The organism is Marinobacter shunpengi (assembly GCF_045449695.1).
GTDB lineage: Bacteria > Pseudomonadota > Gammaproteobacteria > Pseudomonadales > Oleiphilaceae > Marinobacter.
Map to the genome: position 1 here is coordinate 62705 of NZ_JBJJKZ010000006.1, position 24339 is coordinate 87043.

A 24339-nucleotide genomic window follows, 5' to 3' on the forward strand; every position below is an offset into this window, starting at 1 on the left:
TCAGGAACCGCCCGGTTCCTCGGGAATCTGCGGAAAATAGCAGATCTGTTGCGGGGGCGCCAGCCTTCTTGTATCCACAATGTGCATCGTATCAATTGACCATGGAGACGTCATGAATTTCCCCGAAAACCTTGTCGAAGGGCGGCTGCTGAAACGGTACAAGCGGTTTCTTGCGGATATACGACTGGACGATGGCAAACTCGTGACGGCTCACTGTCCCAATACCGGCTCCATGATGGGCTGCCAGCCCGATGATGCCCGGGTCTGGCTGAGCCCGGCCACCAACCCGAAACGCAAGCTGCGCTACACCTGGGAGCTGGTGGAAACCGCGCCGGGCGCACTGGCCTGCATCAACACCGGCCGCCCCAATGCCCAGGCCCGGGCTGCGGTGGAGGCGGGTACCATAGCGGCCCTGTCCGGCTATGGTTCGGTGCGCCCGGAAGTCCGCTATGGCGAGGAGAAAAGCCGTATCGATCTGCACCTGTCCGGGCACCCGGAGCAGGCGGATGCCTGGGTGGAGGTGAAGAACGTCACCCTGTGCGAGGACGGTGTGGGGTACTTCCCCGACGCGGTTACCCTCCGTGGCCAGAAGCACCTGAGGGAACTGATGGCCCAGGTTCGTGCTGGCGATAGGGCGGTGCTGCTGTTCTGCGTCAACCATACCGGGGTGGCAGAGGTGCGTCCGGCGGACCATATTGACGCTGCCTATGGCGATCTGCTCCGGCAGGCAGCCGCCGCCGGGGTGGAGCTGATGGCCTGGCAGGCGGACCTGGTGCGGGACAACAACCCGTCCGGTAGCCTGGCCCTGGTGAGGGAGCTGCCTGTCGTGCTCGGGTCGGAGAACTAGAGCCGGGCCTCAATGGTGCCGTCGGCGATCCGCAGGGGCACCGACATCAGTCGGTCCCCCTGGCAGGGCCCGGCGATGCAGTCACCGGATTCCGGGGTGAACAGGGCGCCGTGGTTGACGCAATGGATAAAGCAGTTGTCCGGGTCCAGGAACCGCTCCGGCATCCAGTTGAGGGGGATGCCCAGGTGGGGGCAACGGTTGCGGTAGGCGAACAGTCGGCCGCGGCGGCGGAACAGGAAGCAGGGTTCCCCGTCCAGCTGGAATTCCTGGAACTGGTCATTGGCCACCCCCGACTCCGGGCAGACCGGAGTCCAGCCATCGCCCATGGTTTTTTCCGGCATCAGGCGCTTTCGTCCATCCCGAAATGGGCCCGGATGCGATGGGCCAATTCGCCGGTCGCCAGGGTTTCATCCGTGCGGATATGGACGGTGTGGGATTTCTCCACCTCCGACAGCGGCTCCTCCCATTGCTTCTGCTGCTCCAGCAGCTTCTCGTCTGCTTCCGAGGCGTCGCCCCGGCGCTCCCGGATCCATTCCCGGCGGGTGGCTTCCGGAGCCTCGCAGTGGATCAGGCCGAACGGCACGCCCAGGCCCTCCGCCACGCTGGCCAGCAGCTCCCGCTCGTTTTCCCGCAGGTAAGCGGCATCCACGATCACCCCGAAGCCGCACTGCAGCAGTTGCTTCGACAGGTCCGCCAGTTGGCGATAGGTCTTGCGGTTGGCCTCTTCGGTGTAGAGGTTTTTGCCGATGTCGGAGCGGGAACTGTCCAGGGGGCCAAGACCGAACAGGCGCTTGCGCTCCACATCCGACCGCAGGCGTACCAGGCTCAGCTCGCAGGCCAGGGTATGGCTGACGGTGGACTTGCCGCTGGCGGACAGGCCGGTGGTGGCCAGCAGGTAAGGGTTGGGTATCCGGGTGTAACGCTCTGCCAGGTTGGCGTAGTCCCGGTATTTCTGCAGGAGCCCTTCCTTCTCCTGCTCCGGCAGGCCGTCATTGCCCCGGGTGAACAGGGAGATCTTGGCCCGCACCAGGGCACGGTAGGTCTTGTACAGGGGCAGCAGGGCGAGGCCGTCGAAATCGCCGCGCCACTCCAGATAGGCGTTCAGGGTGTGGCTGGCGAGGGCGAATTCCCGGCGGGACTCCAGGTCCATCAGCAGGAACGCCAGGTCGTTGATCACATCAATCCAGCGGAAAGGCTCGCTGAACTCGATGCAATCGAAGACGGTCACCTTGCCCTCATAAGTGGTGATATTGGCCAGGTGCAGGTCGCCATGACATTCCCGCACGAAGCCGTCCGCCCGGCGTTGGGCAATCAGGTACTGCTGGCGCTCGAAGGTGCTGCGGGTCCAGCCTTCCAGGGCCTCGAGCTGGTCGAGTAGGGCCTTGTCGCCGTCCAGCAGTGGCCGGATCTGGTCGAAGTTTTCCTGCATGGCGGCGAACACGGCCTCCGGCGTTCCCAGGGGCTTGTCTTCCGGCACCGGCGGCAGCGTGTCGTGGAAGCGGGCGGCCTGCTCGGCCAGCTCGCTGAGCAGGTCCGGCGTCAGTTGCCCCCGTTCCTGCAAGCCGTCGAAGAGCTGGTCCTGGCGGAACTGGCGCATGCGGATGGCGTATTCGAAGGGCTCGCCGCTGCCGTTGAGGACCGGTTCCTCCGGCGAGCCGGTAATGGGCACAACGTCCAGGTACAGGGTCGCGGCCAGGCGCTGGTTCAGGCGTACCTCCTCCTCGCAGAAGTGGCGCCGTTTCTCCAGGGTGGAGAAGTCCAGGAAACCGAAGTCCATGGGCTTCTTGATCTTGTAGGCATAGTCACCGGTAAGGATGACCTGTGAGATATGGGTTTCCAGTACCTGGAATTCCTTGACCGGATGGTCATACAGCGCCGGGTCTTGCAGGTTGTCGATCAGGATTGCAGCCGGTGCGTCGCTCACAGTGTGCTCCTTGGTCTGATGTGGGGCCGGGTGTCCGTGACGGCACTATCATAACGACGACATTACACAAATAACACCGACAGCGGATGACGGCCGATGGTGTTGTTTGGTTATAATCCGCGGATGCCCAAGAAATCGCCCCCCAAACGCAGAAAATCCCCCGCCCGCAAGTCACGCCCAACCTTCAGGCAACGCCTGTGGTCTTTAGGCTGGCGTCTGGGCCTTATCCTGCTGGTACTGCTGGCGGGCTGGACCGTCTATCTGGATGCCGTGGTGACCTCCCGCTTCGAGGGGCGCCGGTTTGAGGTGCCGTCCCGGGTCTACGCCCGGCCACTGGAACTCTACGACGGCGCCAGCGTGAGCCGATCTTCACTGCGCCAGGAGCTGGAGCTGGCTGGGTACAGGAGCGGCGATGGACGTCAGTCCGGAACCTGGCAGCAGAACGGCAGCCGCTTCGTTATCGCCACCCGTGGCTTCGACTTTGTGGATAGCGAGGAGCCCCGCCGACGGTTGTCGCTGACCATTTCCGGCAACCGGGTGTCGGGCCTGCGCGTGCTGGAGGGTGATCCATCGCCGGTGGTCCGCCTGGCCCCGGCGGAGATTGGTGGTATCTACCCGGCCCATCGGGAAGACCGGGTGCTGGTAAGCCTCGATGATGCCCCGCCCCTGTTCGAGGAGGCACTGCTGGTCACCGAGGACCGCGATTTCTACGACCACTTCGGGCTCGCCCCCCTGTCCATCGCCCGGGCCATGGTGGCGAACATCAAGGCCGGGCGGGTGGTGCAGGGGGGCAGTACTCTGACCCAGCAGTTGGCCAAGAACTTCTACCTGACCCGGGACCAGACCCTGATCCGCAAGGGCAATGAAGCCATCATGTCGTTGCTGCTGGAGTGGCACTACGACAAGCGGGATATTCTGGAGACCTACCTGAACGAGGTCTACCTGGGACAGGCCGGCAGCCGCAGCATCAACGGCTTCGGGCTTGCCTCCCAGTTCTACTTCCGCAAGCGGTTCCAGGATCTGGCGCTCCATGAGTCGGCGTTGCTGGTGGGGATGGTCAAGGGACCCAGTTACTACGACCCCCGCCGCAACCCGGAGCGGGCGCTGTCCCGCCGCAACCTGGTGATTGACCTGTTGGAGGAGCATGGCGGTATTGATGCGGAAACCGCCAGCGAGGCGCGGGCCAGGCCCCTGGGTGTTACCAGCCGACCCTCCTGGTCGGAGAACCGCTACCCGGCCTTTATCGACCTGGTGAAGCGTCACCTGGCCCGGGACTACCGCCAGGAAGACCTGCAGAGCGAAGGCCTGCGAATCTTCACCACGCTGCATCCGGCGATCCAGGAGCAGGCGGAGACCGCCGTCACAGAGACCCTGGACGAACTGGACCGTGGTTCCTCGGACACCCGGCTGGAGGCGGCCATGGTGGTCACCTCCCGGGACAGCGGCGAGGTCCAGGCCCTGGTGGGTGGTCGTGATGCCACCTTCGCCGGTTTCAACCGGGCACTGGATGCGCGCCGGCCCATCGGCTCGCTGGTGAAGCCCTTTGTCTACCTGACGGCGCTGGCGGAGCCGGACCGTTACACCCTGATCACCCCGGTGCGGGATACCGGCCTGGCCCTGGAGTTCGAGAATGGCCAGCGCTGGGAACCACGCAACTTTGATCGCAAGCAGCGGGGCGAGGTGCCACTGCACATGGCCCTGTCCCGCTCCTGGAACCTGCCGGTGGTGCGCGTTGGCCTGGATGTGGGCGTGCCGGCGGTCCGGGAAACCTTGCAGGACTTCGGGGTGACCTCCGAGATCAGTCCCTATCCCTCAATGTTGCTGGGGGCGGTGGCCATGGAGCCGGTGACGGTGGCGCAGATCTACCAGGGGCTGGCTACCTCCGGCTTCAATACGCCCCTGCGCACCATCCGCGATGTCACCGACGCCCGGGGCGAGGTGCTTAATCGCTACAATCTGGAGGTGAACCAGGTGGCTGACCCGGCGGCGGTTCACCTGGTGCAGTATGCGATGCAGGAAGTCATGCGGGAGGGAACCGGCCGGTCCGCCTATTACACCATCCCGGAGAGCCTGGGGCTGGCTGGCAAGACCGGCACCACCGATGACGGTCGGGATAGCTGGTTCGCCGGTTTCAGTGGCGACCTGCTGGCCGTAACCTGGGTGGGTCGTGATGACAACGGCCCGACCTCGCTGACCGGCTCCTCCGGTGCCCTGCCGGTCTGGACCCGGTTCATGGCGTCGGTACCGCAACACGGCTTTTCACCGGTGGTGCCGGATGGCGTACAGTATCAGTGGGTCAACAGTGAGAAAGGTGTGCTCACCGACGATCACTGTGAAAATGCGCGGCTGATTCCCTTTATCGTCGGCAGTGAGCCGACGCAGTTCGAGGGGTGTGGCAGTGATTTCTCAAGACGCCTGCGTGGCTGGTTTGAAGGATTGTTCTAATGAATCAGGGGTTACGGAAGTTGATGTTCCTGGGGGCTCTCTCAATGGGGCTGGCCGGTTGTGCGTCCGATATCTATGCACCGCCGGGCGGAGGTGACCGCTCGCCGGAGACTGCACCACAGCCGCCACAGGTGGAACGGGAGGATGACGAGCGGACGGAGCGCCTGTCCGAACAGCCGCAAACGCGGGAAGAGGACCGGGCGCCCAGCCCGGGCTACCAGGAGCAGGGCGACGACCTTTCCCCGGCGGCGGCCAGCCTGATCCGCAAGGCGGATGACCTGATGGCCCAGGGTAACCCCGAAGCCGCGTTGGGCCAGCTTGAGCGGGCCCAGCGTATCTCACCCCGGTCTGCCCAGGTCTACTTCAAGCTGTCCGAGGCCTATGTCCGGACCGGCAACCTGGGGGCGGCGGAGCAGTTCACCCTCAAGGGCCTGTCCCTGTCCGGCTCCGACACCAGCCTGCAAAAAGCCGGCTGGGAACTGCTGGCCGGTATCCGCCGGGAGCGGGGCAATGTGGCCGGTGCCGAGCAGGCGGAACGGCGGGCCCAGCAGCTTTGATAAAAAAAGCCCCCGCGGGGCGGGGGCTTCTCGGAACGGTTGACCTTACCTGATTACTGAATGATCTCAGCCGTTGTCTCCGCATTGGCGGTAACCGTCACATTCTGCGTGCCAACGAATTCGAGTGTCTCGGAGGCTTCGTTGTCATCCGGCTCACAGGTATAGCTGATGGTGTAGTCCCCGGCCGGCAGGAAGGCGGCCTTGTAGCTGTACAGGCTTGCCTGGTCCTCGTTGGATACCGTCACTGCCACCAGCGGGCCGCCTTCCTCGTTCACGTTGAGGTCCGTGGGTTCAACATCCGCGCCCTCGTAGACATAGACCGAGCCATCGTAGCCGTCATCCACCGCGCAACCCAGTTGCTGTTCAATGTTGACAACATCCACCTCACCCACGATGGCCCCTGATTCAGAATTGTCCACCAGGCGATGGGCCGGTTTCAGGATGTACTTGTCGCTGCCGGAGGGTGCATTGCCACCGGCATTGATAATGGACTTCTTGACATCAAAATCGATCGTGAACTCGGCGGTATCGCCGGCTGGAATGACAAATCCGCCCTGCAGTTTCAAGCCGGTCTGGCGACCGGAGGGCAGGAACAGGAAAATGGGGGTCTGGTTTGGATCAGAGGCCTCGATAACGTACGGGTCCTCGCCCAGGTGCAGGCGAATCCATTCATATTCGCCGGCGGGGAGTTCCTCTCCGTCAAAGAGCTGGGCTACCCTGCCACCCTGGAAATCCAGCAGGTTGATGTCGACGGCGGTTTCCAGGTCGATGGTGACACTGTCCGAATCCGCCGGCTTCAACTCCACCGATGTAATGTTCAACTGTGCTGCGGAAAGGTCGGTAACGGGCGCATCGGTCAGGCTTAGCGAGGCCGTACCGGTCGATGAATCGCTGTCACTGCTGCCACTGCCACCGCAGGCGGCCACTGCCGCAGCCAGGGTTGCGATGCTGATGGTTTTAAGAACCGGATTGTTCATGGGCCTTCCTCCGAGCTGGAATCTAATGTCAGGTGTGTGCGTTCGTTTATCGGTTGTGGGGCGTTGTGGATTCGTCACCCCTGTTGATTTCACGTGGTCAGTTGGTCGGAGGTTCCCGTTTCCATATTACATAATGTAAAGAAAGGAACGGATTGTATCCGGCGAAAGCGGATCACCCTCAATCGGTGGTTTTTCTGGTATAACGCAGGATTGCAGCAACCACTCCAAGAGGCTTCATTGTGGTACTGATGCCTTTCCGGCGATCGAGACGTCAGCGCTTCGAGACTCGTGTACAGCCCCACCTGGGTACGATGTACCGGTTTGCCTATCGCCTGACGGGGCGCCGGGAGGACGCGGAGGACCTGGTCCAGGACGTTGTGGTGAAGCTGTATCCGAAACTGGATGAGCTGGAAACACTGGACAGGCCCGGAACCTGGCTCAATCGTGTTCTGTACCACCACTTTGTCGATATTAACCGTAAGCAGGCCCAGCGGTCGCTGAAGTTCGAAAGTGAATTTGCTGACCCGGATAGCCTGCAGCCCTGGCTCGAGACGGTGCCGGACCCGGGCTTCGGGCCTGACGAGAGGCTGGAGCTGGACCGGCTGGGGCCGGTCGTCAGGGGCCTGCTCGATGCGCTGCCCGCCGATCACCGGACCCTGTTGCTGCTCCACGATGTGGACCGCTGGCGGCTTGAGGATCTCTCCGAGGTGCTGGACCTGCCAGTCGGCACCCTGAAGTCACGGTTACATCGAATTCGTTCGGCCCTGAGACGGAAACTCGAAAGTAACGTGGAACCGTCCGAAGCAGACCAACGTCTTGTGAAGTAGTGGATGCACCCGATATGTCCAAACACACGGATTCCGAGATTGAAATGAACTGTGGCGAACTGCGAGCCAATGTGGACAGGTTGCTGTCCGGGGATTTGTCCCGGGAGGACCGTGTACGCCTGTTCAATCATGCGGCCCGTTGCCGGTCGTGTGGGGAGTATCTGGACTGGGCCCACGAGGTGCAGCGCCTGGTAATCGAGGTTGCGCCGAACGAACCCCCATCGGACGACTTTGAAACACGGGTGTTCGATGCGGCCAGTGGCGGCCGCGGCAAGGTTTCCGTGAAACCTAGGTCTATCGGGTTTGCCGTGGCTGCGGCGGTCGTGTTGGCGGTGGTGCTCTGGCCGATGGCGTCCTGGAAGCCTGGGGATACCGCGAACGGGAACGCCGCTGCCCTTGCGGTCCTGGAGCCGGAGGTCCGCCAGGTTCGCGTGGCGTTTGCCTCCGAGGAGGCGCTGGAGAACGTTCAACTGACCCTGGAACTGCCCGACAATGTCGAACTGGAGCCGTTCCCGGGCCGGCATACCCTGAGCTGGCAGGTGGATCTCAGCCCCGGCGACAACGTGCTGACTTTGCCGTTGAGGGTGCTTTATCCCGCCGAGGGGGAGTTGGTGGCACGGCTGGATGACGGCGGTCGCCGTAAAACCTTTCGGGCCCCGATTCCGGTCGGGCTGGTGGACCCAGGAGCAACCGAATGAATGACAAGGTGAAATTCTGCAATAATGGGTGGAAGGCCTTTCCCCGGACGTTGCTGCTGTTGAACCTGGCGGCCTGTCTGGTGGCTCCGGCCGTGTTTGCCGACAACGACCTGGGCGTTACCATGCGGATGGTGACCGACGATGACGTGACGGAGAAGGTTACCCGTGAGATCAGCCTGCCCCGACCCACGGAAGCGACGGGTAACGACCGGGACAACCCGGGCAACTCAGGTGAGCAACCTGGTGGAGGTAACCCGCTGAACGAGGACGGGCCTCCGGGGCTGGAGCGTAATCGACCGGGCTTCAATCCGGCCGAGATGCGTGGTGACGCCTCGGAACGGGCCCGGGAACGCCGTTCGGATGCCGGCAGGCCCGACGCTCCGGGTAACCCTGGCCGACCGGATAACCCGGAGCGCCCGGATCGACCGGACAATGACCGTCGGCCCTGATGGTCCCCGGCGGGACAGTCGATAGCGAACCGACACGGCGTTTTCTTCCATTGGTCGAGGCACGGCTTGCAGATCACCGCAACGATTTTCTCCACATTGTTTCTTCTGGGCTGGGCGGTCGTCTGTCAGGCCCAGGGATCGGTTCCCGCTGACGCGGAGGCTATGCTTGAGAAGGGCGTTCAGGCGTTCCAGTCCGGTGATGCCGAACAGGCCAGGCACTATCTCCTGGAGGCCAGGGCGTCGGGGCTGGAAAGCAATGCCCTGACCTACAACCTCGGTGTGGTGAACTACCGGTTGGCGCGATACGACGCCGCGGCCCGGGAGTTCAGGGCACTGCTGGACACCTCCCACCGGGACCTGGCCCGGTACAACCTGGGCCTGATTGCCCTGGCCACGGACAATCTCACCGATGCCCGTGATATTTTCCTGGCCCTGTCGATGGAGTCGGGGAACGAGAAGATCCGGGGGTTGTCTGCCCGTCAGCTTGAACGTCTCTCTGATACGCCTCCTGCCGGTGAACCGGAAGCGGGCCGATACCCGGTCGGTCTGGTCATGGTGGGTGCCGGCTATGACTCCAATGTCGACCAGTTGCCGGACAATGCGGCTTCCGGGCTGGGAGAGTCCTACTCCGATGTCATGTTCTCACTGGGCTCCGGTAGCGCCTCGACCGGGAATCACTGGATATGGAACGGTCTGGGTTACCACCAGCGCTTTCCCGGTAACCTGGAGTCGAACCTGAGCCTGCTGGAGGGGGACCTGGGCTGGCAGACCCGGGTGGCGGCCACGGATCTCCAGGCAACGATGTTCACCCGGCACTGGTGGCTCGACACCGGCCTTGTGGAATCCTATTACGGGGTGCAGGGGTTAATCCGCCAGCAAGGCTGCGGTCCGCTTGATCACTGTTATGCCCGCCTGGAACTGGCGGCGGTATCAGGAGGATCTGGTTACCCGGAGTACGATGGCGGTCAGTATGACCTGGAGGTGGGGGTCTACCAGCATCAGTGGGGAGGGCGTCTGGGTGTGGAGCTGCGGCTCGGGTTGGCAGACCGGGACAATATCCGGGATCCGGACTACGCCGCCAGTGTTTCCCCCTTCCGGCAGGGGCTGGAGCTGAGTTGGCGTAAGGCGCTGGCGGAGAGGCTGGCGCTGACCCTGAAAGGCGCCTACCGGCACAGCGACTACGACGAGGATTACCAGTGGCAGACCTCCGCCGGCCCGGTCTCGGAACAGCGGCAGGACGACCGCTGGTCCGGCGGTATCCTGGTTGACTGGCAGTTGGCGCCTGACTGGTTCGTGAGCAGCGAACTGTCCTACGAGTCGAACGAGAGCTCGCTGGACGGTTACGACTACGATCGTTACAACCTGTGGGTAGGGGTCGGGAAGACCTTCTGAAGGTCTCCCCGAAAAAGTGCCCTACAGGGTCGCCATGACCTTTCCGGCGGCGGCGATGGTCTCGGCGATGTCGTCGTCACTGAGGGCAGCGTTGGTAAAGCCCGCCTCGAACGCTGACGGTGCCAGGTAGATGCCCTCCTTCAGCATGCCCTGGAAGAATGCCTTGAAGCGTTCCACGTCGCAGTTCATTACCTGGTCGAAACGACTGACTTCCGGCTCTTCGGTGAAGAACAGGCCGAACATGGCGCCGGCACTTTGTACCGTCAGCGGGATTCCGGCCTTCTTCGCCTCCTCACGGAAGCCGGCGCACAGGGCCCGGGTCTTTTCGGTCAGGCGGTCGTGGAAGCCATCCTCGGAGATCAGGTTCAGGGTGGTCAGGCCGGCAGTCATGGCCAGCGGGTTACCGGACAGGGTGCCGGCCTGGTAGACCGGCCCCAGGGGCGAAATGTGCTCCATGATTTCCCGCTTGCCGCCAAAGGCGCCCACCGGCAGGCCACCACCGATGACCTTGCCCAGGGCGGTCAGGTCCGGGGTGATGCCATAGTGCCCCTGGGCACCGCCCAGCGACACCCGGAATCCGGTCATCACCTCGTCGAAGATCAGCACCGAGCCGTGCTCGTCACAGACCTCCCGCAGGGTTTCCAGGAAACCGGGTGCCGGCGGGATGCAGTTCATGTTGCCAGCCACCGGTTCCACGATCACCGCAGCCACCTGGTCGCCCAGCTCCTCAAAGGCCTGGCGTACACCCTCGCTGTCGTTGTAGGTGAGGGTGATGGTGTGCTCCGCCAGGCTGGTGGGAATGCCCGGCGAGTTGGGGACGCCCAGGGTCAGGGCGCCGGAGCCGGCCTTCACCAGCAGCGAATCCACATGGCCGTGGTAGCAGCCCTCGAACTTGATGATCTTGTCGCGGCCGGTGTAGCCCCGGGCCAGGCGGATGGTGCTCATGGTGGCCTCGGTGCCGCTGTTCACCATCCGCACCAGTTCGATGGAGGGCACCAGTTCGCACACCTTTTTAGCCATTTCGGTCTCGATAGCGGTGGGCGCACCATAGCCGACCCCCAGGTCGATCTGCTTGTGCAGGGCCTGCTTGATGTGATCGTTGGAGTGGCCGACGATCATCGGTCCCCAGGAACCCACGTAGTCGATGTAGCGCTTATCGTCCTCGTCGTACAGGTAGGCGCCTTCGGCATGCTTGAAGAAAATCGGTGTACCGCCAACGCCGCGGAAGGCCCGCACCGGTGAATTGACACCACCGGGAATGTATTTCTGTGCCTGTTCAAACAGCGTTTCTGATTGTGTCATGTCAGCGGCTCCTCGGTTGTCGACTGAAACGGGTGTCCTGGCGGAACTCGCAGGATCGGGATGGCAATGCTATCAGAGATTGAAAAACGGGTGGTGGTCGGCGAACAGCCGGGTAAAGGCCCGGGCCCGCTCCTCCACCTGTTCCGGCGTGCCGCCGAAAAGGCCACCGACCACAGCCAGCAGGTCGGCCCCGGCGCGGATCAGGGGTTCGCCATTGTCCACAGTGACACCGCCGATGGCGGTGCGAGGCAGCCCCAGGGACGCGGCCTGGCGAAGAATGTCAGGGCTTGCCGGTGACGCCCCGGGTTTTGTGGACGACGGATAGAAGCGGCCGAACGCCAGGTAGTCCGCGCCCTCGTCGCGGGCCCGTTCAGCCAGATCCAGGCGGCAGTGGCAGGTAGCCCCGATGATGACATCGTCGCCGAGCAGGCGGCGGGCATCGGCCACAGAACCGTCCTCCTGCCCCAGGTGCACGCCGGCGGCACCACAGGCCCGGGCCAGCTTGGGATCATCGTTGATGATCAGTGGCACCTGGAAGGCCCGACAGCGTTCGTTCAGGGCGGTCGCCTGTCGCAGGCGGTCGGTGCGGGGCAGGCGCTTCTCCCGGTACTGGACCAGCACGGCCCCGCCCTGCAGGGCGGCCTCCACTGCCGGCAGCAAGGCGTCCTCCGGCAGCAGCGTGCTGTCGGTAATGGCGTAGAGCCCCGGTCGCAGGCCCTTGCCGAAGGTGGACGTGCTCATGATTTCCCGGACCAGGGCACGCCCCGGTCCGGCACTGGCTGGCCGTTGCCGACCCTGAGGGCGTGGTTGATGGCCCCTGCAACAAAACGCTGGGCCTGCTCGATGGCGTCTTCCAGGGGCAGGCCCTGGGCGCGCCCGGCGGCGATGGCAGCAGCCAGGGTGCAGCCGGTGCCATGGTATTCGCCGCCCACCCGCGCGATCTGCCAGGACCGGACCGGTTGGCTCGGGCGGTACAGGGCGTTGGTGATGCTGGGGCCGGTGCCATGGCCTCCGGTAGCCAGGATGCCGGCGCAGCCCTGCCGGATCAGGGCATTCGCCGCCGTTTCCTCGTCGTCACTGGCGCCCAGCTGGGCCAGTTCGATACCGTTTGGCGTGATGACGTCGGCCCGTGTAAACAGCCGGGTCTTCATGGCTTCCAGCAGGGCCTCGTCGGCCAGGTCGCCACCGCCGGCGGCCTTGATGACCGGGTCCACGACCAGCGGCACATCCGGGTGCTGGTCCAGGAAATCGGCGAGCACTCCGGCCACGTCGGCGTTGCCCATGGCACCGGTCTTGACGGCGTCGATGCGGCAGTCCCCGGCCAGGCATTCCAGTTGCTGGCGGACCAGGTCGGCATCCACCGGGGCGGCGTTGTAGACGTTGCGGGTGTCCTGGACCGTCAGGCAACTCAGCATTGGCAACGGGTGGGCGCCCAGTGCGGTGACCGCCTGGATATCCGCCTGCAGGCCGGCTCCCCCGGACGGGTCCAGTCCTGAAACGATCAGTACCTGGGGGCGTTCATGAAGTTTGATGGCAATCTCCTCGGAAAAGTCAGAAGGGTTTGACCACGGCCAGGATCACGATGGCAACCAGCGCCAGTACCGGCAATTCGTTGAACCAACGGTAGAAGACATGGCTGCGCTGGTTGCGGTCATCCCGGAACACCTTCACCAGATGGCCGCAGTAGAAATGGTAGATGATCAGCAGGGCCACCAGCAGTAACTTGGCGTGGATCCAGCCCTGGCTGAAATAGCCCGACACATTGTAACTCAACAGCCATACCCCGAAGACCACTGTGGCTACCATGGAGGGCGTGCTGATACCTCTATACAGTTTGCGTTCCATGACCTTGAAGCGCTCGCGTCCCGCCTGGTCCTCGCAGGCGGCATGGTAGACGAACAGCCGGGGCAGGTAGAAGATGCCGGCGAACCAGCACACCAGGGCAATAATATGCAGGGCTTTAACCCAGAGCATGGTCAACTCCGTCGGTATTGGTAATAGCTTTCGATATCGGATTTCAGGACGATACCGTAGATTCGCTGGATCATTGGCGCCACATGTCGCTGTACGTACAGGGCTTCCGCCTTGGAGGACTCAAACTGGTCCAGGGCTTCCTCCAGGGTGGCCTGGTACTGGATCGGGGCCACATCCCGGCGGTTGGCCGGCATTTCCATCAGGTCGATGGTCTCCGGCAGGGGCCGGTCTTCCTCGGCTTCCCGGTTCCTGAGGTGTTCCAGGAAACGGACCAGGTCGACGGAAGGCAGCAGGGCGGCCGGGCCGTTGTTGCCTTCCACCACCAGCCACTTGGGTTCGTTCTTGAGCAGCTTGCGGGCATCCTCGTAACTGATCGTCCGGTCGGTGCGGGTCACGCTCCGTTCCATGATGGCACCCACCGACACCCTCCTCAGGGCCTGGATGATGGGAGAGTTGTGGTAGCTGAGGCCCTGGGTCTGGAGCATGGTCAGGAACACGGATTTCTTGCCAAATACCTCGCTGGTTACCAGGGTGGCGGTGGTGATGATCAGCATGGCAGGCAGGATGATATTGGGATTGCGGGTCAGTTCCAGCAGCGCCATCAGAGCGGCCAGTGGCGCCTGCAGAACCGCCCCCATCATGGCCCCCATGCCCAGCATGGCGTAAAAACCCACGGATGACGTGGCCGTCGGTGCTACGGCGGCACCGATCAGCCCCATGGCGCCGCCCAGGGTGGCGCCGATGAAGATGGTCGGACCGATGATGCCGCTGGGCATGCCCAGGCCGATGGTCAGTGCCGTGATCAGCAGTTTGGCGATGCCGGCACCCAGCAGCAGCCAGAATCCGATCTGGCCGTAGATGGTGCCGGTCACCGTGTCGTAACCGATCCCCATGACTTCCGGCACCAGGATCGCAAAGGGCACCATCAGCAGACCGGCGGCGCCCAGCCGCAACAGTATCGAATGGTGCTGGTACCGGCTGGTCCAGGACAGCAGGTGGATGAACCCCGCCGCTGCCACGCCAATCACGATGGCAATGGCGATGATCCAGGGGATCTCCAGTAGCGAGTTCATGGTCAGGGCCGGTACCGAGAAGGCCGGCTCGGTACCATAGACCGCGTGGGTGACAATGGCGGCACTGACGGCGGCCAGGATGATCGGGGTGAAGCCGGCGATGGTGTATTCCATCATCACCACCTCCATGGCGAAGATGACCCCGGCAATGGGTGTATTGAACGATGCCGAGATGGCGGCGGCGCAGCCACAGGCCACCAGGGTTCGGATGCTGTTGTTGGGCAGCCGCATGTACTGGCCCATCAGGCTGGAAAAGGTGGCCCCCAGGTGCACTGCCGGTCCTTCCCGGCCCGCGGACTGCCCGGTGACCACCGTGGTGATGCCGGTCACGAACTGGACCAGGGCACTGCGCAGGGGAATATAGCCCTGGTGATAGTTCAGGCGCTCCATGACATGGACCACGCCCACCTTGCGGTCGCGGGTGGCCAACTGGTTGAGGAACAGTCCCAGCAGCAGGGCCCCCGCCAGGGGCAGGGCGCCACGGGTCATCCAGTCAAGGGCCTCGAAGTTCTCGGCGTTGTCGCCGGGCAGGAAGTGGCTCAGCGGCCACTCAATGGCAAAACGGAACAGCAGGATCACACCGCCGGTGACCACGCCGGACAGCAGGCCAAGCAACGCCAGTTGCGGCAGGGCGTCCACGCCGGCAAGGCGCCGACGGAACCTGGACACCAGGTTGTCGGTCAACAGTTTCCTTAACTTCTCCATGGCGTCGCCATTGGCACTGAGCTCCTTGATTCACCGGACGGCGGATTAATCAATACAGTGGGTTATGTGGCATTGTAACCAGCCCGGTCGCTGCTGCAATAAGACACTGGTTTATCATGATAGACTAGGGGTTTGCCGGGCAATGGGGCGGCAGGCTCCTTAGGGTGACGCAGTGGTCTCCCGTCGGGGTTGGCCCATTCCACAGTTTCAAAGTACAGGAGAGATCGGTGATTAAAGCAGGCATAGTTGGCGGCACGGGGTATACGGGCGTCGAGTTGCTCAGGATTCTGGCTACCCATCCGGAGGTGGAGGTATCGTGCATTACCTCGCGCTCGGAGGCGGGTATGGCTGTTGCCGACATGTACACCAATCTCCGAGGCTACTACGACCTGGTCTTTAGTGAGCCTGACGTCGAAGTGCTGGCCCAGTGTGACCTGGTGTTCTTTGCCACACCCCACGGCGTGGCCATGCGCATGGCGCCGGAATTGCTTGCCCGGGGCGTGCGTGTGGTGGACCTGTCGGCGGACTTCCGCATCAAGGACCTGGAGGTATGGGCACGCTGGTATGGTATGCCCCACGACACCGCCGAATGGGCGGCAAAGGCGGTTTATGGTTTGCCTGAGGTGGCTCGCCATGCGATCCGCGAGGCGGAGCTGGTGGCCAACCCCGGCTGTTATCCCACGGCGGTCCAGTTAGGCTTCCTGCCGCTGCTGGAGAATGGCCTGGTGCGTACAGGGCACCTGGTGGCGGATGCCAAATCCGGTGCCAGCGGTGGCGGTCGTCAGGGCAAGATCGGCATGCTCCATGGTGAGGTGGGCGAGAGCTTCAAGGCCTACGGCGCCTCCGGTCACCGTCACCTGCCGGAAATCCGTCAGGGCCTGGAGCAGGCCGCCGGCGGCAGGGTGGGGGTCAGCTTCGTGCCCCATCTGGTGCCGATGATTCGCGGTATCGAGGCCACGCTGTATGCCGAACTGGAAAATCCGTCCGATTTCGACCGCTTGCAGGGCCTGTTTGAGGACCGCTTCCGGGACGAGCCGTTCGTGGACGTCATGCCCTTTGGCAGTCACCCGGAAACCCGCAGTGTCCGGGGCGAGAATACCTGCCGCATGTCCCTGCACCGGCAGGAGGACAGCCCGATTGTGATCATCAGTTCGGTCATCGACAACCTGGTCAAGGGTGCCGCCGGTCAGGCGGTCCAGAACATGAACATCATGTTCGGCCTCGACGAGCGCGCGGGCCTTCGGGCCCCGGCGCTGTTGCCATGACCCTGACGTTCATCGTCGGAGGCAGGAACCTTGGCTGAAACCCGGAATGCCCAGGAAGAATTCGTTATTGTGCCCAGGCGGCGGACGTTCCGCCCCTATCGGGTGATCGGCGTGCTTTTGCTCTGCGCACTGTGTGGTCTGGTGGGTTATGGCGTCGGCTGGTCCCAGGGCGGTTACCGGATTGAGGACGTGGCCCAGAGCCGGCCATCACTGGCCAAGGAGCTGGCGGAGGTCAAGGCGGACTATGATCAGGTCCGACAGGAGAAGGTGCGCCTGGAGCGCAGCCAGGCCATTGACGGGGAGGCCCTTAATTCCGCCCGCAATACCATTGCCGACCTGGAGGCCACTATTGCGACCCTGGAGGCGGACCTGACCTTCTACCGGAATATCATGGCGCCATCGGAGGTGAGCAAGGGGCTGCAGGTGGACCAGCTCTCGCTCCGGGATGTCCGTGGCGAGGGCCGTTACGAGTTCAAGCTGGTGTTGACCCAGGTAGGTGACAACAAAAGCTACATTTCGGGCGTGGTGGCAGTGAATATCATAGGGGAGCTGGAAGGTGAACAGGAAGTCATTCCCTTGAGGGACCTGTCAGAGGATGTCGAGGATCTGGGTGTGCGTTTCCGCTTCCGCTATTTCCAGGATGTGGAAGGCACGCTGGCCTTGCCTGACAATTTTGAACCCTATGAAATCCAGGTGGTTGCCAAGGCGGAAGGAAGTAACGCCTCCCAGGCGGAGCGAACCTTCGAATGGCAGCCGCTCGCGGAGAATTAAACATGTTCAGCAACAAGAAGCAGAAAGCCAAGCGTCCCCAGGGCCGTTTCGATACCCTGATTTCGGCCAAGACCCGGGTAGAAGGGGATATCCATTTCACCGGTGGCCTCCACATTGACGGCCGGGTGAAAGGCTGCGTGGTGGCGGAAGAACAGGCGGACAACGCATTGCTCCGTCTGTCGGAGTGCGGTGAAGTAGAGGGCGATATCGTTGCCCCCAATATCGTTATCAATGGTACGGTGAAAGGCGACGTATATGCACTGGCGCACCTTGAACTTGCCGAAAAGGCCGCCATTACCGGTAATGTCTTCTACAACCTGATCGAGATGGAGGCTGGCGCTTCGGTAAACGGCAATATGGTCCACAGTAAGGACACTGTTAACCTGCCGCGTCGGCTGGCCGGTCCCGGTAAACCGGAACTGGTGGGCCGGGACGGCGATGACCTGCCGGAAGACTCCCCCGGCGAGCCCGGCGCCATCCCCATGGATGAGCGGAAGGCCGCGGGGGACAAGGCGGAGTAGCCTGATCCGGGAACCATGGCAGGGCCGGCAGGGTCTATAGTTGATCGGAATACTCGGGAATACCATAATGACATCATCAACGTGATGTCGGGAGGCAGAATTGAGCGCAGTTCAGGAACAGGTAGCAGTACCGCTGTTTTTCAGTGATAACGCGGTCGCCAAGGTGAAGGAACTGGTTGAGGACGAGGGCAACCCCGACCTCAAGCTGCGGGTGTTTGTCACCGGCGGGGGCTGCTCTGGCTTCCAGTATGGTTTTTCCTTCGATGACAGCCAGGAGGAAGACGACACCGCGGTTGACCGTGATGGTGTTACCCTGCTGGTCGATCCCATGAGCTACCAGTACCTGGTCGGCGCTACCGTTGATTACCAGGAAGGTCTGCAGGGTTCCCAGTTCGTGGTCCAGAATCCCAATGCCACATCCACCTGTGGCTGCGGTTCTTCCTTCGCCATCTGATGATCGTCTACGCGGGATAGATCCCGCCAAGCACCCTCGGCCCGCTGGCTCCGGTGACGGCAGGTACGTTGCCGGCCAGTCCTTCCATGGTTTGTCTTGCCAGCCAGGCAAAAGCCGCTGCTTCCACCCATTGGGGGTCGATCCCCAGGTCCGCTGTGGTGTATACCATACCCTGTGGTGCCAGCAACTCGCCGAGCCGCATCATCAACGCCGTATTCAGGGCGCCGCCCCCGCAGACGTAGACGGCCAGTGGGCGTTGTGATGGCAGTGCCCTGGCGATGGTGAGAGCTGTCAACTCCAGCAGGGTCCGTTGTACATCCTGCGGTGCGAATCCCGGTTCCCGGTCCACGCGGGCGTCCAGCCAATCCAGGTTGAAAAGCTCCTTGCCGGTACTCTTGGGGGGCGTCAGGCTGAAGTAGGGCTCCTCCATGAAGCGTTTCAGCAGGACGGGCAGGACTTGCCCCGTCAGTGCCCATTGTCCTTCCGCGTCATAGGTCTTCCCGGTATGCCGGTGGCACCAGGCATCCATCAATCCATTGCCCGGGCCGGTATCGAAGCCTCCGTGGGCGGAAGCGCCACCGGCGGGCAGCCAGGAGAGGTTGGCAATGCCGCCAATGTTTACCAGCACCCGGTTCTCGGAAGGGGATCCGAACACCGCGTGGTGGAAAGCGGGCACCAGCGGCGCCCCCTGGCCACCGGCGGCCATATCCCGCCGACGGAAATCCGCCACGGTGGTAATGCCGGTGCGCTCCGCGATCACATTGGGATCGCCCAGTTGCAGGGTAAAGGGATCGTGCCCGAGTGGCTGGTGACGAATGGTCTGGCCGTGGCTGCCTATGGCGGTCACCGGGCCCTGGTAGCCCGAGGATGCCAGGAGGTTCCGGGCGGCCCGGGCAAAGAGTTCACCCACGGCCCGGTCGCAATGCCCCAGGTCATCGGGGGTACCGCGATTCTGGCTGAGATCTACAATTGACTGGTAGAGCGGGGCGGGAAAAGGCTCGGTGTGGGTGGCGGATAGTGATGCGCTACCGGCCCCATCCAGTTCCACCAGTGCGGCGTCGATGCCGTCCATGCTGGTGCCTGACATGAGGCCGATGTAGAAGGACACGGGTTACCTTACTGCTGCTCTTCGTCGGCGACGGCTTCCTCGGCCATGGCAACCTGGCGGAAGCCCTCCCCGAGGGTGTTCAGCTGCGCAACCTGCTGCTGGGTGGCGGCCTTGAACCGGGCCATCTCGCTTTCCGGTACCGGGTTGGCTTCCGGCAGATCGACGGTGCGGGAGTTCCTGGCGACACCATTGACCCGGAATTCATAGTGCAGGTGAGCGCCGGTCACCATGCCGGATGCGCCGACATAACCAATGGTCTGGCCCTGCTCGACCCGGGTGCCGTTGCTGATGCCTTTGCCCAGCTTGCTCATATGGGCATACAGGGTGGTGATGTTGTCGCCATGGGACAGCACGACGGTGCGGCCATAGCCGCCCTTCCAGCCAGCGAAGGACACCCGGCCATCGCCGGCCGCCTTGATGGGAGTGCCCGTTGGTGCGGCATAGTCGGTGCCTTCATGGGGGCGTACCACATCCAGTACCGGGTGGCGACGCTGCAAATTGAACGGCGAGGATACCCGGGCGTTGATGGGCGTGCGCAGGAAGGCCTTGCGCATGCTGTCGCCATCGGGAGTGTAATAGTCGCTGTCGCCGTTGCTGTCGGTATAGTGAAGGGCGATGACTTCCCGGCCGCGATTGACAAAGCGGGCGGCGATGATCTTTCCGTTGTCTATCTTTTCATCGTCCAGGTACAGTTCTTCGTAAATCACTTCAAAGGTGTCACCCTTGCGGACATCGTATACAAAATCGATATCCCAGCCGTAGATCCCCGCCAGCTCCATGGTGACCCGATCGTCCAGTCCGGCTTCCTTCCCGGCCAGATACAGGGAACCTTCGATTTCACCGGAGGCGAAGGCAACCCGGGGTTCCGGCTCGCGCAGGACGGTTTCACCCGCATAGCCTTCGTCAGTGCGTTCGATCACCAGGGACTCAAGCCGGTTGCGCTCCAGCCGTACTTCTTCCAGCTCGCCATCGGGAGAAGTGCCGAAAGCCAGGGTTTCGCCAACATAGAGGTGCTGGAGCTTCTCGGCGTCACCATCACCATGGATAACGGAAAGCATCAGGCCGTCGTTAAAGCCGGCTTCGTTGAACAGGGTCGACAGGGTGTCGCCGCTTTCAACGTCCACTCTGGTCCACTCAAGGGCGGGTTCCGCAGGCGGGGCGGGTTGTTCGGGGGCGGCTGCTGTGGCCTGGTCAGGACTTGGCGGTGCTTCGGCACCCTCATGGGTAGCTGAGCCCGGCGCGGCGTCAGGTGCTGACCTATCGGTGTTGGCCACCGGTTGTTCAGGACCGTCGGTGGCTTTTCCGGACTCCTGTTGGAGGTCCAGGTCGATGGTCATGCGCTTTGCTTCGACGTCGGCGCTGGGGCTGAGCACCAGGGCTGAACCCACGACGAGGCTGATGCCGGCAACGGCAATCAAATGAATCTTGGGGAACGTTTTAATCACGTCAACAACCTGTTTTTATCGCTACTTCCGCAGCTTGTGTGATCTGGTTCAAGTGATGGCTCAAGTATAGAGCATGCTGATTCGTATAAAAAGCACGCACTTTCACGCCGAAATAAAAGAATCACGGCAGATTTTCCTGATTCGGCTGATATAATCTCCGGCCTGAATTTATACAGCCGGGAAGCCGGTAAAGGTCCAAATGTATCAGGGTTTGCGGTTACGCTCAGCTTACTTTTGTTGAGGACTGTAACGGGCCCGCCTGATTTTGCTATGGGGTTCAAGGTTTATGGCATCTGTTGAAGAGGCGCTGGCGGTCATCAAGCGTGGGGTGGACGAGCTGATTCCGGAGGAGTCCCTGTTGGAAAAGCTCCGCGAAGGGCGGCCGCTGAAGATCAAGGCCGGGTTTGACCCAACGGCGCCGGATCTCCACCTGGGGCACACGGTGCTGATCAACAAGCTCCGTCAGTTCCAGGACCTGGGGCATGAGGTGATCTTCCTGATTGGTGACTTCACCGGCATGATCGGTGATCCCTCAGGAAAAAGTGCCACGCGGCCGCCATTGACCGAGGAGCAGGTCAAGCAGAACGCGGTGACCTATAAAGAGCAGGTGTTCCGGATTCTCGACCCGGCGAAAACCACCGTGGTGTTCAACTCCGAGTGGATGAGTAAGATGACCGCGGCCGACATGATCCGGCTTGCAGGTCAGTACACGGTTGCCCGCATGCTGGAGCGGGATGACTTCGACAAGCGCTACCGCGCCGAGCAGTCGATCGCTATCCACGAATTCCTCTACCCGCTGGTCCAGGGGTACGACTCTGTCGCCTTGGAGGCAGACGTGGAGTTGGGAGGTACGGACCAGAAGTTCAACCTTCTGATGGGGCGCATCCTGCAGCGGCACTACGGGCAGGATCCCCAGGTTGTTCTGACCATGCCGATTTTGGAGGGGCTCGACGGCGTTCAGAAGATGTCCAAGTCACTTGGCAACTACGTCGGGGTTACGGATTCACCGGGCGAGATGTACACCAAGCTGCTTTCAATTCCCGATCAACTGCTGTGGCGTTACTTTGAGTTGCTCAGTCTCCGCCCGTTGGCGGAGGTGGAGGAATACCGCAAGGCCGTGGAAGCCGGTGCCAACCCGCAGGACTACAAGAAAGTCCTGGCGGAGGAGATTATCACCCGATTCCATGACGAAGAAGCGGCCGCCAATGCCCATAAATCCGCTGGCAACCGTGTGGCGCTCGGCGCGATTCCGGAGAATGTGCCGGAAGTGGAAGTGTCCCTGGAGGGGCAGGAAGAGCTCCCCATTTCTGCGGTGCTGCGTCTTGCCGGGTTGGTAAAGAATGGTGCTGCGGCCCGGGATGTGCTTGGGCGGGGGGCTGTCTACATCAATGGCGAGCAGCTTGAGGATAGTGGTCGTCGTTTTGCGAAAGGCGAGGATGTGGTGATTCAGGCGGGCAAGAAGAAGATTGCCCGTGTTCTGATTGTCGATTGATCGATTTTAAAGAAAACGAAACTTTTTGTGATCTGGCCGTTGACAGGAATCGGTGAGGCTGTAGAATGCGCCCCACTTCGACGGACACGGCCCATGGGGCTTGAACGGGAAGGCGAAGTAAGCGGTTGTTTGATTTGGGTTTTTGCGGTTCAGGTCTTCTTCGGGAGCGGCGTTAAAAACCTTGAAATAATCGTTGACAAGGTGGCGATCTGATGTAGAATACGCGGCCTTGATTGAGCAGATGCTCAACGCTCTTTAACAAGTTGACCAAGTAATTCGTGTGGGCGCTGGCCGAGACTATCTGGCGACAGATAATCGAGGCAAGCGACTCGTCGAGAATGAGTTTTGTCTTGAGCAAGATTAGAGATCTTCGGATCTTGTATGATTTAAACTGAAGAGTTTGATCATGGCTCAGATTGAACGCTGGCGGCAGGCCTAACACATGCAAGTCGAGCGGAAACAGGGGGAGCTTGCTCCCCGCTGTCGAGCGGCGGACGGGTGAGTAATGCATAGGAAACTGCCCAGTAGTGGGGGATAGCCCGGGGAAACCCGGATTAATACCGCATACGCCCTTCGGGGGAAAGCAGGGGATCTTCGGACCTTGCGCTATTGGATGTGCCTATGTCGGATTAGCTAGTTGGTGGGGTAATGGCCTACCAAGGCGACGATCCGTAGCTGGTCTGAGAGGATGATCAGCCACATCGGGACTGAGACACGGCCCGAACTCCTACGGGAGGCAGCAGTGGGGAATATTGGACAATGGGGGCAACCCTGATCCAGCCATGCCGCGTGTGTGAAGAAGGCTTTCGGGTTGTAAAGCACTTTCAGCAAGGAGGAAAACGTGTTGGCTAATACCCAGCATGCTTGACGTTACTTGCAGAAGAAGCACCGGCTAACTCCGTGCCAGCAGCCGCGGTAATACGGAGGGTGCAAGCGTTAATCGGAATTACTGGGCGTAAAGCGCGCGTAGGCGGTTTGATAAGCGGGATGTGAAAGCCCTGGGCTTAACCTGGGAACGGCATTCCGAACTGTCAGGCTAGAGTATGGTAGAGGGTAGTGGAATTTCCTGTGTAGCGGTGAAATGCGTAGATATAGGAAGGAACACCAGTGGCGAAGGCGGCTACCTGGACCAATACTGACGCTGAGGTGCGAAAGCGTGGGGAGCAAACAGGATTAGATACCCTGGTAGTCCACGCCGTAAACGATGTCTACTAGCCGTTGGGACTCTTGAAGTCTTAGTGGCGCAGTTAACGCACTAAGTAGACCGCCTGGGGAGTACGGCCGCAAGGTTAAAACTCAAATGAATTGACGGGGGCCCGCACAAGCGGTGGAGCATGTGGTTTAATTCGACGCAACGCGAAGAACCTTACCTGGCCTTGACATGTTGGGAACTTTCCAGAGATGGATTGGTGCCTTCGGGAACCCAAACACAGGTGCTGCATGGCCGTCGTCAGCTCGTGTCGTGAGATGTTGGGTTAAGTCCCGTAACGAGCGCAACCCTTATCCCTAGTTGCCAGCACATAATGGTGGGAACTCTAGGGAGACTGCCGGTGACAAACCGGAGGAAGGTGGGGATGACGTCAGGTCATCATGGCCCTTACGGCCAGGGCTACACACGTGCTACAATGGCGCGCACAGAGGGCTGCAACCCCGCGAGGGTGAGCTAATCTCATAAAACGCGTCGTAGTCCGGATCGCAGTCTGCAACTCGACTGCGTGAAGTCGGAATCGCTAGTAATCGCGAATCAGAATGTCGCGGTGAATACGTTCCCGGGCCTTGTACACACCGCCCGTCACACCATGGGAGTGGATTGCACCAGAAGTGGTTAGTCTAACCTTCGGGAGGACGATCACCACGGTGTGGTTCATGACTGGGGTGAAGTCGTAACAAGGTAGCCGTAGGGGAACCTGCGGCTGGATCACCTCCTTAACGATAGCTGGAGGTTTCGGTCAGAGTCCACACGAATTACTTGGTCAATGAGAAGAGAGCAAAGGGTCTTTCGGGCCCGACTTGGCTTGTTTGTGACAAGCAAAACCGGGTCTGTAGCTCAGGTGGTTAGAGCGCACCCCTGATAAGGGTGAGGTCGGTGGTTCAAGTCCACCCAGACCCACCA

At 61.8% G+C, this 24339-nt stretch carries 22 protein-coding genes, 1 tRNA gene and 1 rRNA gene; 14 read left to right on the forward strand and 10 right to left on the reverse strand.

Going from position 1 to position 24339, the window contains the following annotated elements; translation table 11 throughout:
- The first annotated feature begins 112 nt into the window (after nt 1–112).
- Nucleotides 113–847, forward strand: coding sequence for a DNA/RNA nuclease SfsA (gene sfsA, locus ACJO2E_RS05130; RefSeq protein WP_406962473.1), 735 nt, complete (start codon nt 113–115; stop codon nt 845–847).
- Here sfsA and ACJO2E_RS05135 read toward each other — a convergent pair.
- Together ACJO2E_RS05135 and ACJO2E_RS05140 are read right to left on the reverse strand one after the other, a co-directional pair.
- Nucleotides 844–1188 (reverse strand): Rieske (2Fe-2S) protein, encoded by a 345-nt coding sequence (locus ACJO2E_RS05135; protein WP_406962475.1) that lies wholly within the window; start codon nt 1186–1188, stop codon nt 844–846. The two genes, sfsA and ACJO2E_RS05135, sit on opposite strands and share 4 nt — an antisense overlap.
- Nucleotides 1188–2771, reverse strand: coding sequence for a bifunctional aminoglycoside phosphotransferase/ATP-binding protein (locus ACJO2E_RS05140; RefSeq protein WP_406962477.1), 1584 nt, complete (start codon nt 2769–2771; stop codon nt 1188–1190). Before ACJO2E_RS05140 ends, ACJO2E_RS05135 begins: the two co-directional genes overlap by 1 nt.
- A 123-nt stretch (nt 2772–2894) precedes the next feature.
- Between ACJO2E_RS05140 and mrcB the strand changes: the two genes are divergently transcribed.
- Both mrcB and ACJO2E_RS05150 read left to right on the forward strand, forming a co-directional pair.
- A complete protein-coding gene (gene mrcB / locus ACJO2E_RS05145) occupies nt 2895–5216 on the forward strand; it encodes a penicillin-binding protein 1B (protein WP_406962479.1) in 2322 nt (773 codons plus the stop codon).
- Nucleotides 5216–5773, forward strand: a complete 558-nt coding sequence (locus ACJO2E_RS05150) for a tetratricopeptide repeat protein (RefSeq protein ID WP_406962481.1) — start codon at nt 5216–5218, stop codon at nt 5771–5773. The genes mrcB and ACJO2E_RS05150 overlap by 1 nt, the downstream gene beginning before the upstream one ends.
- 53 nt (nt 5774–5826) lie before the next feature.
- On the opposite strand, the gene ACJO2E_RS05155 is transcribed toward ACJO2E_RS05150, so the two are convergent.
- Nucleotides 5827–6750: a DUF4382 domain-containing protein gene (locus tag ACJO2E_RS05155; protein ID WP_406962483.1), complete on the reverse strand. Its 924-nt coding sequence runs from the start codon at nt 6748–6750 to the stop codon at nt 5827–5829.
- A gap of 248 nt (nt 6751–6998) precedes the next feature.
- On the opposite strand from ACJO2E_RS05155, the gene ACJO2E_RS05160 reads away from it, so the two are divergent.
- The 4 genes from ACJO2E_RS05160 (at nt 6999) to ACJO2E_RS05175 (ending at nt 10116) form a co-directional block, all read left to right on the forward strand.
- On the forward strand, nt 6999–7577 hold the full coding sequence (locus ACJO2E_RS05160; RefSeq protein ID WP_406962519.1) for an RNA polymerase sigma factor: 579 nt from the start codon (nt 6999–7001) through the stop codon (nt 7575–7577).
- A gap of 14 nt (nt 7578–7591) precedes the next feature.
- Nucleotides 7592–8275, forward strand: coding sequence for an anti-sigma factor family protein (locus ACJO2E_RS05165; protein WP_406962485.1), 684 nt, complete (start codon nt 7592–7594; stop codon nt 8273–8275).
- Complete coding sequence (locus ACJO2E_RS05170) at nt 8272–8724, forward strand: hypothetical protein (protein ID WP_406962487.1); 453 nt, start codon at nt 8272–8274, stop codon at nt 8722–8724. Before ACJO2E_RS05165 ends, ACJO2E_RS05170 begins: the two co-directional genes overlap by 4 nt.
- Before the next feature lie 162 nt (nt 8725–8886).
- On the forward strand, nt 8887–10116 hold the full coding sequence (locus tag ACJO2E_RS05175) for a tetratricopeptide repeat protein (RefSeq protein WP_406962489.1): 1230 nt from the start codon (nt 8887–8889) through the stop codon (nt 10114–10116).
- A gap of 21 nt (nt 10117–10137) precedes the next feature.
- Here ACJO2E_RS05175 and hemL read toward each other — a convergent pair whose 3' ends face one another.
- From hemL to ACJO2E_RS05200, 5 genes are all read right to left on the reverse strand, one after another.
- A complete protein-coding gene (hemL, locus tag ACJO2E_RS05180; protein WP_406962491.1) occupies nt 10138–11418 on the reverse strand; it encodes a glutamate-1-semialdehyde 2,1-aminomutase in 1281 nt (426 codons plus the stop codon).
- Nucleotides 11419–11490: 72 nt separating this feature from the next.
- A complete protein-coding gene (thiE, locus tag ACJO2E_RS05185; RefSeq protein WP_406962493.1) occupies nt 11491–12159 on the reverse strand; it encodes a thiamine phosphate synthase in 669 nt (222 codons plus the stop codon).
- Nucleotides 12156–12923 (reverse strand): bifunctional hydroxymethylpyrimidine kinase/phosphomethylpyrimidine kinase, encoded by a 768-nt coding sequence (gene thiD, locus ACJO2E_RS05190; RefSeq protein ID WP_406962521.1) that lies wholly within the window; start codon nt 12921–12923, stop codon nt 12156–12158. Before thiD ends, thiE begins: the two co-directional genes overlap by 4 nt.
- A gap of 46 nt (nt 12924–12969) precedes the next feature.
- The gene (hemJ, locus tag ACJO2E_RS05195) at nt 12970–13392 is read right to left on the reverse strand and encodes a protoporphyrinogen oxidase HemJ (RefSeq protein WP_406962495.1); all 423 of its coding nucleotides are present in this window, start codon (nt 13390–13392) and stop codon (nt 12970–12972) included.
- A 2-nt stretch (nt 13393–13394) separates the two neighbouring features.
- The gene (locus ACJO2E_RS05200) at nt 13395–15170 is read right to left on the reverse strand and encodes a chloride channel protein (protein ID WP_406962497.1); all 1776 of its coding nucleotides are present in this window, start codon (nt 15168–15170) and stop codon (nt 13395–13397) included.
- Between the two features lie 227 nt (nt 15171–15397).
- On the opposite strand from ACJO2E_RS05200, the gene argC reads away from it, so the two are divergent.
- From argC to erpA, 4 genes are all read left to right on the forward strand, one after another.
- Nucleotides 15398–16435, forward strand: coding sequence for an N-acetyl-gamma-glutamyl-phosphate reductase (gene argC, locus ACJO2E_RS05205; RefSeq protein ID WP_406962499.1), 1038 nt, complete (start codon nt 15398–15400; stop codon nt 16433–16435).
- A gap of 30 nt (nt 16436–16465) precedes the next feature.
- Nucleotides 16466–17206: a DUF6776 family protein gene (locus ACJO2E_RS05210; RefSeq protein WP_406962501.1), complete on the forward strand. Its 741-nt coding sequence runs from the start codon at nt 16466–16468 to the stop codon at nt 17204–17206.
- 2 nt (nt 17207–17208) lie between these two features.
- Nucleotides 17209–17727 carry a bactofilin family protein gene (locus tag ACJO2E_RS05215; protein WP_406962503.1) on the forward strand — a complete coding sequence of 173 codons (519 nt, stop codon included), beginning with the start codon at nt 17209–17211 and terminating at the stop codon, nt 17725–17727.
- A 100-nt stretch (nt 17728–17827) separates the two neighbouring features.
- The gene (erpA, locus tag ACJO2E_RS05220) at nt 17828–18181 is read left to right on the forward strand and encodes an iron-sulfur cluster insertion protein ErpA (protein WP_406962505.1); all 354 of its coding nucleotides are present in this window, start codon (nt 17828–17830) and stop codon (nt 18179–18181) included.
- Nucleotides 18182–18188: 7 nt separating this feature from the next.
- On the opposite strand, the gene ACJO2E_RS05225 is transcribed toward erpA, so the two are convergent.
- Nucleotides 18189–19289, reverse strand: coding sequence for an anhydro-N-acetylmuramic acid kinase (locus tag ACJO2E_RS05225; protein WP_406962507.1), 1101 nt, complete (start codon nt 19287–19289; stop codon nt 18189–18191).
- An 8-nt stretch (nt 19290–19297) separates the two neighbouring features.
- Nucleotides 19298–20734: an OapA family protein gene (locus ACJO2E_RS05230; protein WP_406962509.1), complete on the reverse strand. Its 1437-nt coding sequence runs from the start codon at nt 20732–20734 to the stop codon at nt 19298–19300.
- Nucleotides 20735–21020: 286 nt separating this feature from the next.
- Between ACJO2E_RS05230 and tyrS the strand changes: the two genes are divergently transcribed.
- From tyrS to ACJO2E_RS05245, 3 genes are all read left to right on the forward strand, one after another.
- Nucleotides 21021–22226 carry a tyrosine--tRNA ligase gene (tyrS, locus tag ACJO2E_RS05235; RefSeq protein WP_406962511.1) on the forward strand — a complete coding sequence of 402 codons (1206 nt, stop codon included), beginning with the start codon at nt 21021–21023 and terminating at the stop codon, nt 22224–22226.
- Between the two features lie 388 nt (nt 22227–22614).
- Nucleotides 22615–24155: ribosomal RNA gene (locus ACJO2E_RS05240) — 16S ribosomal RNA — on the forward strand.
- 107 nt (nt 24156–24262) lie between these two features.
- A tRNA-Ile gene (locus ACJO2E_RS05245) sits at nt 24263–24339 on the forward strand.